This window comes from Bacillus cereus group sp. TH152-1LC (genome assembly GCF_027710505.1).
GTDB classification, from domain to species: Bacteria; Bacillota; Bacilli; order Bacillales; family Bacillaceae_G; genus Bacillus_A; species Bacillus_A mobilis.
This window is the reverse complement of the sequence record NZ_JAQFNK010000024.1, coordinates 61,168-70,950: the sequence shown is the minus strand read 5'-3', so window position 1 is coordinate 70,950 and position 9,783 is coordinate 61,168. Positions and strand designations below refer to the sequence as shown.

The window sequence follows — 9,783 nt, the reverse complement described above, 5'->3', positions numbered from 1 at the left end:
TCTCCTTTTATCTATGTGTATTTAAGGTTAACGATGAGTCCCAACACCAAGTTGTTGTTCCGCCATCGCTACGAGACGTTTTGTGATTTCACCACCAACCGAACCGTTTGAACGAGCTGTTGTGTCCGCACCAAGTTGCACACCAAACTCTTGTGCAATTTCATATTTCATTTGCTCGATTGCATTTTCAGCACCTCGAACCACTACTTCATTACGACTTCTGCCATTTTTGTTTGCCATATATATCACCTCCTACGGTCTTAATATGCTACAAAATGTAAAAAAATATTTATTTTATAGGATTTTGTACTTATACTATTTGATTAAACTTTGCAACAGACCCATTTCTTCTTCCGATTTGAATGCAATTAACTAGCCTGATTCATCGATATAGCAGGTGGAATCGAAATCGATAAAGGATAGCTACGAGTTTCTCCTATTGCATTTTTCGCTACCAAATGATACATATACGATTGCTCTGGCACTATATTTAAATCCGTAATAGTATTTGTCGTGAAGGTCTGGATTCTTTGATTATTTTTATATAAATCATATGTGATCGCATTTTTTGCAGAAATGTTGAACTTAATTTGAGAAGGATTTATATCTGTCGTTGTCATTTTCACACCGAATGGTGGATATTGTGTTTGAATCGGTTTAATTACAAAGGACATACTATTTGTCATGTCTAATAAAGTTTGATAATGCATATACGCATATCCATGATCGCCAAATTTTGTCCCCCAACTGTTTCTGACAATGAACCATTCATTTTTCTCATCATAACCCACGACAACAAGAGCATGTCCCCCTCTGGATTTCTTTTCTGTAACAGGTGGTACAATTCCGGATGTAGGAGTTGCATCAAAATTAGGATATACGTTGATACCTATTAAAACCGGATCTTGATTTGCCAGCGCTTGTTTGATTTTATGTACCATATTTGTTTCACGTATGACTTGATAACCACTAATTTTATACGGTAATGCATTCTCTTTCTGTGTAGGTGTTACTGGTTGTTTGAATTGTTCTATATTTTCCGGATTTACATTATATAAACGTTCTGTTTCTGGGGGAACACCACTTCGTTTTAAAACTTGAAGTGCGGATTCAATATACATACCATCATAAGGCCCATTTGGATAATACATATAAGCAGGAGACAAATAAGTAATATCGGTCCCACGTGCCCCTGCATCTTTTGCGATGTAATATTCTCTTAAAGCTGTCATTGCAAATGGGACACATGTACCAAATTTTCCTTGACTTCGTACTTCTGGAAAATATTCACGTAAATCGATGCGATTGGGAAGAATATTTGGTTTTTGAATTCCCTGTTGTTTTTGTTTGGTTGCTTCTTGTTTTGTGAGATAAGAAGTAGATGGTGTATACTCGGGTATATCTTCTTTCATTTTAGTATCTTTTAAACCCAAGCCATACGTAGAAAAATCATTTGGTTGAAATGATTTTTCTGTTTCAGCATGTAGAACTGGCACGAATAAAAATCCGATAATTACGACTAATGTCATCATAAAAAAAGTAAACGTATTATCCTTCATAAAACTCCCCTCTCCAAATGTATTACCTTTTCGTAAACTAAAACTTTAGCTACGCACTAAATATATAACAAATTAAATGCATTAACTATATTACATAAGTTGATAAATATTTTAGATTTACCGTTCATAAAGGTACACTTTTTCAGATACATAGAAACATAGGGAAAGACACGTCCATAAAAGTTTGTTTTTTATTTTACAGACATCTTTAATTTTTATATACCTTTACAGATATAAATGAGCTATAATAGTGGTCGAGGTGAAAAGATTGCAAGATAAAAAGTTTGGATATGTCAGAGTTTCCAGTAAAGACCAAAACGAAGAACGTCAAATTGAAAATATGAAATATCTTGGAATAGAAGATCGGGATATTTTTATTGATAAGCAATCTGGGAAAAATATGAAGAGGGAAAATTATCAAATGTTAAAAAGATTGGCTCGTACGGGGGATACCATTGTTTTTGATTCCTTAACAAGATTAGGTCGTAGCATGAATGATGTGTTAGAGGAATTTCGTTATTTTGAACAACAGCGTATTAATTTGCAATTTATTAAAGAACCCTTTATTAATGTGAATTATAATGGCGAAAGTACAAACGATGTGATTCAGCAAGCTGTACAAAAAGCAACTCTTACTATTCTATCTGCTTTTGCGGAAAAAGAAAGAAATGATATTAAACAAAGACAAGCGGAAGGGATTGCATTAGCAAAGAAGAAAGGGAAACATTTAGGAAGACCTCCTGTACAAATTACAGATCAATTTATGGAAGCGTACCGAGAATGGCAATCTGGAAAAATAACAGCCGTCGGAGCAATGAGAAAATATGATATAAAACGTTCTTCTTTTTATAAACTAGTAAAAGAATGTGAAGCACAAGGAAAAACGAAATATACAGATGAAATTGAATGATATTAAAAAAGAAGACAATCGAGTTTCTACCTAATTATATAAAAAGTGTGACTGAAACTGTAGTACACACCTAATATTCTAAATCATGTCTTGCAAAATTTGACGAAGACATGAACCCTATCAAGGGAATTCCCTTGATAGGGTTCATCTTCAAGTAACACAGGCATTTTTTTCAGCAAATGAATGTACTACTTGTTAACGGTAGGTGCATAGGATGAGAGTTGTTTCATACCTTTAATTTGAATTGTAAATTACAAAAAATACAGAGATACTCATTGTTCCAATTTTCTTTAGAAAATTTCCTCTTGTTTTTCTATACCTTGAGAGAAAGGAAGAACGGTGTCTTCTTCACGTACCTGAAACCAATCGTTTTTTCGTAGATATTGATACTCCCGTTTTGTAATCTTACATTCTTTGTGTAACAGAAAACGATGACCAAATGCATAATAAGATGCACCCTTTATCAAAGTTGCGTAATACATACATCAACAGTCCTTTTCATAAAAGCATATGAATAAAACGAAAAGGAAACAAATGTATTGTTTCCTTTTCGCTGCAAAGAAAGATTGTACAGCCAACCCTCTTTCTATTAGGATAACTGATTAATTGGGTTTTTATACCAATATTGTATAGAACGTAAGACAATGTTTTTATACACCCCTTGTTTAACTGCTCTTTTTATATGACAGATAAACAAGGGGTGCTTGGATAAGGGCACCTTTTGGTTACGAAATACTATCGTTTATTCTACATATAAAACATTAGGTGTCTTTCAAGTCAATATATGATTGTCCCTCTAATTTATTGTAGTCGCAATAGAAAAGTCTTAGGATTGCCCTAAGAGCTGTTCTGCATGTAAACAATTATTTGAAATATCAGGAAGACTACCTGAATAGATTGCAAATCTGTTATTAAATCCTACGAAGGTATGCACGATGGAAACATTATAGCAGTGAGAGCGGATGAAATAAGTGTTCCTAGTGAGAGAATATATAAGGTACAACCAGCAAAATAATGAATAGCAGCTGACAATGTGCGGCTGGCCTCTTTACAAATGAAAAAAGGCAACCCTCATTTCCAGATGTTGAATGACGTTGCCTTTTTCGTGCAATCAGGATGGAATATTTTATAGATTCCAGCTGATAAGGATTACCTACATCGTATCACATATACTTTTGACAAATATTGAGAAAATGATATTTGCATGTTATTTTTGTAGGCTATCTTCATGATTTTGTACATCTTCCATTGTCGGAAATGTTTTCACATCAAAGATTTCTTTTTCATTTCCACAAATAATAACAAACCCATCTTTTGTCTGTAGTACTCTACTTACATTTCCATTTGTAAGTGGGATACTGGAAAAATGTTTTACTGGCATCACATTTTTTTACTTATGTAGGTGTCTATCGGCATGCCTACAGGAAAAGCTCTGTATAGATCTTCATTGGTGTAGGGAGTATATACTTTAGAAGATGAAGTAGCCACAGAGGTAGTGTATGATGTACATCCAGTTACAGCAATACATAACGATCCAATGATAAGACTTGTAAAAATACGTTTAAACATAAAAAAGCCCCCTTATTAATGAAAGAATCAACCAGATTAGAATAACAAATACAGAGTGCATTTTTTGCTGTTTTATGGATGGCATAGCATGATACATTCTACTTTTTTGTAGAAAAAAAACGCCATCTTTACGAAAGCGTCTCTTCTTTACTTTTATTTTTATGAACAACGGAAAGGGGTTCAAGCCCACTTTCATCTTACCACATAGTCTCATCGATAAATATTGAGAAAATTCCACATATAAGACGTATTTATTCCATTGCAATCGCAACCATACCGGTAGCAGAACAGCCTGTTGAATACCCCTTATTACATTTTAAAACCAATAAATATTCGCCTTTACTCGATTTAGGTAACATTCCATTTATGCTCGTCCCTTTTGGAACCATTCCGCTTTTCAACATTGTCCCATCTTTAATAATTTCATATTGTACGGGATACTGACTATTTTTTTGATTGGATACTTCCCACCCAAAATAGGAATAGTTATCTAAATAATATGGTTCCGAAAATATAGTTCGATCTGTGGGGGTTACATTTACCAATCCTTGTGCGGATCCTGTGTTAGCCATCATAAAAAAAGATATTGAAAACAAGGAAATCCATTTTATCATTTTTTTCATCGATAGGTACTCCTCTTGTATTTAGAATTGGTGTGAAAAATTAGGGATCTCTATTTAATACGGTACTAGTTTAGGGTGTTCGCACTGTAAAGAATTATAGCTAACAAAATCATTGTGCCATTCTATCTACACTTTTTTACTGTGTAACCGAAACTATACCTGTTTTTTGTATTAATTTGCTTTTACGATAGCAGACGACGCTTGGTCATTCCATGTTCTTGCACCATCTCCCATACTATAATCCGTTAAGTTCAGATAATTCCCATTGTTCGCTATCGCCAATGCACGACCTTGTGCATTACTATGCTCATAAATTGTTGTATAATTACCGAACTTATGTGTACGTATGGAAGACACTTTATCATTACTAGCTGCATTAAAATTGGTTAAGATGACTGGATTTCTACCTGCATTTACATTGAATTGTGCGCCTTTTAAATTGATATCATGATAAAAGGTAGAATAAATTTGTGAAGAGGATTGTAATGCTTTCGAAAAATTAGGTGCAATGGGGTGTTCCTTTACATAGGATTCAAACTCTATTTTATTATCGAAGCCCACTATTGTAGTTTTTTCATTTTCTTCACCTGGTGTTACAACCTGATAAGGCTGCGAGGAAGTATCGGCATACGCCGATGTATGAGATACACCAAATAACATTGTTCCAGTTAAAAAAGCGGTAGAAACTACACCTATAATACGTTTCAAACGCATCACTCCTATAAATAGAATACTTACAAACGTATTGTACAATGGAAAGATTTCCATTGTAAGCCCTTCATTTATTTCTCAATGATGTGTTCTTACAAAGCCTGCGAATAACGAAAGGAAACTGAAATAGCAAAACAACACTTTGCGAAGTAGCTTGGCTATTCCCAATACACGGCACACTTGATTAGCCAGAAAGTATCGGTTCCCGGAAGCGCGATGAGTAAACAAAAGCAATTTGTATGACAAGCCATGAACCAGTTCATAGCAATTGGAACAGGTCTTTGGAATATCATTACTTCATAAGAGAATGTTCACTCTTATTAACATTTCTTCTTTTTCATGTTTTCGAACTAGACTGAGGGATTACAAATTAAGAAGAAAAAATTAGATCTTTTCCTTTTCGAAACAAAACATTTCGGTCCAGCAACTTATGGGGAAAAAGAGTCCTATTGAGAAATAAATGAAGCGCTTACTATCGAGAGGAATCCATTATACAATGTATTCGTACATATTCTATTTATAGGAGTGATGAATTTGAAACGTATGATGGGTATACTTTCAACGGTATTCGTAACTGGAGGATTACTTGTACCTACGATTGATGCACAAGCTTCCACTGTACAAACTGAGGTGTCAACGCAACAGGACATGTCACAAAACTGGCAACGTCCGGACCGCTTTGATTACATGGTAAAATTACAACGTGGCAAAAGTTCTAGTCAGTCACCTATTTTTAATTTGGACGAAAGAAGAAATCATGTGCAATTTAAAATCATGAACGAATCAAGGTTCAGTAATTTAACGTACAAATTATACAAAATGGAGAGAAATGGTAGAGGTCCTGATAGAACCGTGGTAATTGAACGGGGTACAGTTGATAGGAATGCAACAAAAATGTTTGATGAAAGATTCCAAAGAGGAGATTATTATGTAGAATTAGAGTGTGATCGAGACGGTCATGGCAGACCAGGTCGTGGCGAATGTGAAGGAAGTGCATTTATTACTATCCTTGGAAGATAGTAATATCGCATAAATCAAGTGAAAGAAAAGAACAAACAGACTTTTCACGGTTTGTTCTTTTTTAAATTTTTATATGACTTTCTCCGAAATACCGCAAACTGAGTTGTGGTGCTTCTCGTTTATAAAAAATTCGATGGATAAATAAATTCAAACGAATAAAAATGTTTTATGAATTTTATACCATACAATGAAATATCTATCTTAATTTATCTTCTTATTTGAAGTCTCTGTTCCTTGTAGCGTCGCTTTATCATACACGTAATAACGGAGTATTTACTATATATTTGTGCGGATCACAGTTTTAGTCATGTATGTAAAACCAATCAGTGACAGAGTAATGGTTTCGTAAACCAAATATAGCTGATCCCATCTTGAACAACCCATTCAAATTCATCTACAAACGCTTTGAATTTATATATAATACGAAACCACCTTGACGAGTTAATATGAAACAGCGACCTTATAATCACTCTTAAAATGATTGCGGATAATTTTCATATCATAAAAATTTAAAACTCACTTTTTCCCTCCTTTAAAAAGGATAAAATTAAAGTTGTTTCTAATAAAAGAGAATTGTATTTTGAATATAACTCCTGTATGGTAAGCCCATACCATATAAAACATACAACTAGGAGTGTGATACACAATGAAACCAATTTTGAAAACAAGTATAGCTCTAACGCTGTTCTCACTTTCTCTCATGGGGTGCCAGTCGCCAGAAACACAATCCAAACAAACATTTTCACTAACGGAACAACAAATTATGGCAGATGCTTGGTATCAAACGGCTGGAGAAGTCAAAGCGCTCTATCATCAAGGGTATAATATCGGAAAAATGAAATTAGACGCGGCAATTGCCAAAGGTACTGAGAAAAAGGCTGCCATCGTTTTAGATTTAGATGAAACTGTTGTGGATAATAGTCCGTATCAAACCATGACAGTAAAAGAGAAGAAAGGGTTTCCTTATAAATGGGAGGAATGGATTCAACAAGCAAAGGCAGATGCCCTCCCGGGCGCTGTTTCCTTTTTACAATATGCCAATGAAAAAGGTGTAGCGATTTACTACATTTCCAATCGTAAACAAGATCAGTTAGATGCCACTTTACAAAACTTACAGAAACTGAATATCCCGCAAGCTAATAAGGAGCATGTCTTATTGCAAGGAAAAGAAGAAAAAGGGAAAGAAGAGCGAAGAAAAAAAGTTGCGTCAGAATATGATATTGTTCTATTCTTTGGAGATAATTTATCTGATTTTACGGGATTTGATGAGAAATCTGTACAAGATAGAAATCAATCGGTCGAAGAAATTCACGAAGCATTTGGAGAAAAGTTTATTGTGTTCCCGAATCCGATGTATGGGGATTGGGAGTCCGCTTTATATCAATACGATTTCAAAAAATCAGATGTCGAAAAAGACAAACTCCGAAAAGATGCATTGCATGTATTTGAAGATGCGAAATAACAGAAATATTAGGACAAACAGATACATGTTTGCTATTATATTTTATAAGCTGTGGTAAGCTGTCACTTGGAAGATTGAGCGCATTCGCTCAATCTTTTTTCTTATTTTTTACGATTCCATGATTAGATTGCAACATATGGCGAATACATACTGCTTATCAAGGGGATTTCCTTGATGGTGAAATGTTGATGTATCAACTATAGAGAACGTTTATTCCGATTTGTATGTTCTAAACAAACGTTTGATTCGGCATCCTTCGTACAAACTTCATACGGATTCGTTACAATTCGTCAATTTTTTATATATTTTTTGAGAAAGGAATCCTTGTATGTATAAATCTAATTTCGTGGCTCTCTTATTATTCGCAATCTCTTTTTCCTGTTATGTCATCTACACAACAGAAAAACCACTCTATTTACATCCAGTCGTGTTATTGTCTATTATGTTGATTACAATTGTAGGTGTCATTTTGTTTAGCGATTTTCATGATCCAACTTATTTGAGATATATCCTTTTTATAGGATTACTTCTGTATCTTATGCTTATATGTAGTACCATGCTACACATCATAATCATATGAGTGTGGGTGTACAATAACATACCAATAATTTTTTTACTTGAATCCCTTTGCCCCATACGATAGGTGACAAATAAAATCACTCTATTTTTATTACATGAACCTTGTTTTATTCTAGTCCTATTTTTGTTTTCTTACATATTTATACTTCAAACAACAAACGCTAGTATACATACCAATTATTAACAGAAGGAGTATATATGAAAGCGATTCTGAAACTCATTTTTGCAGGTTTCCTTCTTTGCCTATTATGTGCGTGTGCGGAACGAAGAGAAATTGAAGAATTAGGATTTGTTGTTGGTGCTGCCTATGATCAATCATCACATGCGGCCATTAAAGGCACCTATCAAATGGTATTACCCAATACATTTAGTAGCTCGGAGCGTGGCACAGCTACACAAAAAAATTATATTAATCTAACTTCTACAGGAGAAAGTATTTTTGCACATTTCCGTATGATTGCCAAAAAAATTAGTCGCCCTTTATTTTTCCCACACATACAAGTCATTATTTTTTCTGAAGAGGTATTACGAACACCCTATATGTTGCAAAATATTTTGGATGTATATACACGTGATGAAGCGATGAGAAGAAATATTCGGCTATTTGTGGCTAAGGGCCGTGCAGCACCTATTTTAGCTCAAAACGCAGGTCCTGAATATTTACCTGCAAAATATGTTTGGATGTTATCAGAGCATACACAAAAAAATGCACAAATGATAGAGAAAAAGCGAATTGGCGATATTCACAGTAAAATCATCGCAAAGAAAAGTTTTATCCTTCCCGTTGTATTTCGCACAAAACAAGGCGTAGAATTAAGTGGCTCTGCCTTATTTAAAGGTACCGATAATCGCTTGGTTGCGATGTTAAACGCACAAGATACTGCCTCCTTACAGTATATGACTAGTTCAAAAGTAAGAGGGATTGTGACTGTTCCGATGAACAAACAACGTATTACCTATGAATTTCATCGTGTACACCAGCGTATGGAACTCGCTGTGGCAAACCCCAAGCGCCCTAAGGTTGATATATATGTGAAATTAGATGGGAAAATTGCGGAGATGCATTCTTCTCTAGCTCACCAACATTCCATGAAACAGCTCCAGCAGGTATTAGCAAACGAAATGAATAAACAACTACAAATGACAACCAAACGCTTACAAACACAATATAAATTAGATGTCATCGGAATTGGAGACAAGTATCAACGACAAAACTTCAAAAAATGGAAAGAAATAGAGAATGATTGGGAGAATGGCAAACAATATTTCTCTACCTGTCACATTCGTATTCATGTACAGCCTCAGATTACACAATCTGGATCGACATTGCCAAAATAGTGCATATAGAGC

General features: G+C 34.6%; 10 protein-coding genes. 4 read left to right on the top strand and 6 right to left on the bottom strand.

Features of this window, described 5'->3' with window-relative positions:
- Positions 1–27: 27 nt before the first annotated feature.
- On the bottom strand, positions 28–240 hold the full coding sequence (locus PDL00_RS29775) for an alpha/beta-type small acid-soluble spore protein (RefSeq protein WP_270733215.1): 213 nt from the start codon (positions 238–240) through the stop codon (positions 28–30).
- A 128-nt stretch (positions 241–368) separates the two neighbouring features.
- Positions 369–1,559, bottom strand: coding sequence for a C1 family peptidase (locus PDL00_RS29770; RefSeq protein ID WP_270733214.1), 1,191 nt, complete (start codon positions 1,557–1,559; stop codon positions 369–371).
- Between the two features lie 250 nt (positions 1,560–1,809).
- Here PDL00_RS29770 and PDL00_RS29765 point away from each other — a divergent pair, with 250 nt between their 5' ends.
- Entirely contained in the window at positions 1,810–2,469 is a 660-nt protein-coding gene (locus PDL00_RS29765) for a recombinase family protein (protein WP_234803741.1), read from the top strand.
- A 290-nt stretch (positions 2,470–2,759) separates the two neighbouring features.
- Here PDL00_RS29765 and PDL00_RS29760 read toward each other — a convergent pair whose 3' ends face one another.
- The 4 genes from PDL00_RS29760 to PDL00_RS29745 form a co-directional block, all read right to left on the bottom strand.
- Positions 2,760–2,951 carry a YqbF domain-containing protein gene (locus PDL00_RS29760; RefSeq protein WP_098148411.1) on the bottom strand — a complete coding sequence of 64 codons (192 nt, stop codon included), beginning with the start codon at positions 2,949–2,951 and terminating at the stop codon, positions 2,760–2,762.
- Positions 2,952–3,676: 725 nt separating this feature from the next.
- Complete coding sequence (locus tag PDL00_RS29755; RefSeq protein ID WP_270733213.1) at positions 3,677–3,850, bottom strand: hypothetical protein; 174 nt, start codon at positions 3,848–3,850, stop codon at positions 3,677–3,679.
- Positions 3,851–4,289: 439 nt separating this feature from the next.
- Positions 4,290–4,661, bottom strand: a complete 372-nt coding sequence (locus tag PDL00_RS29750; protein ID WP_270733211.1) for a hypothetical protein — start codon at positions 4,659–4,661, stop codon at positions 4,290–4,292.
- A 171-nt stretch (positions 4,662–4,832) separates the two neighbouring features.
- Positions 4,833–5,369, bottom strand: coding sequence for a hypothetical protein (locus tag PDL00_RS29745; RefSeq protein WP_270733209.1), 537 nt, complete (start codon positions 5,367–5,369; stop codon positions 4,833–4,835).
- A 537-nt stretch (positions 5,370–5,906) separates the two neighbouring features.
- Between PDL00_RS29745 and PDL00_RS29740 the strand changes: the two genes are divergently transcribed.
- From PDL00_RS29740 to PDL00_RS29730, 3 genes are all read left to right on the top strand, one after another.
- Entirely contained in the window at positions 5,907–6,392 is a 486-nt protein-coding gene (locus PDL00_RS29740; protein ID WP_270733208.1) for a hypothetical protein, read from the top strand.
- A 646-nt stretch (positions 6,393–7,038) separates the two neighbouring features.
- Complete coding sequence (locus tag PDL00_RS29735; protein WP_270733206.1) at positions 7,039–7,854, top strand: 5'-nucleotidase, lipoprotein e(P4) family; 816 nt, start codon at positions 7,039–7,041, stop codon at positions 7,852–7,854.
- Positions 7,855–8,631: 777 nt separating this feature from the next.
- Positions 8,632–9,771 (top strand): Ger(x)C family spore germination protein, encoded by a 1,140-nt coding sequence (locus tag PDL00_RS29730; RefSeq protein ID WP_078185370.1) that lies wholly within the window; start codon positions 8,632–8,634, stop codon positions 9,769–9,771.
- Positions 9,772–9,783: the final 12 nt, after the last annotated feature.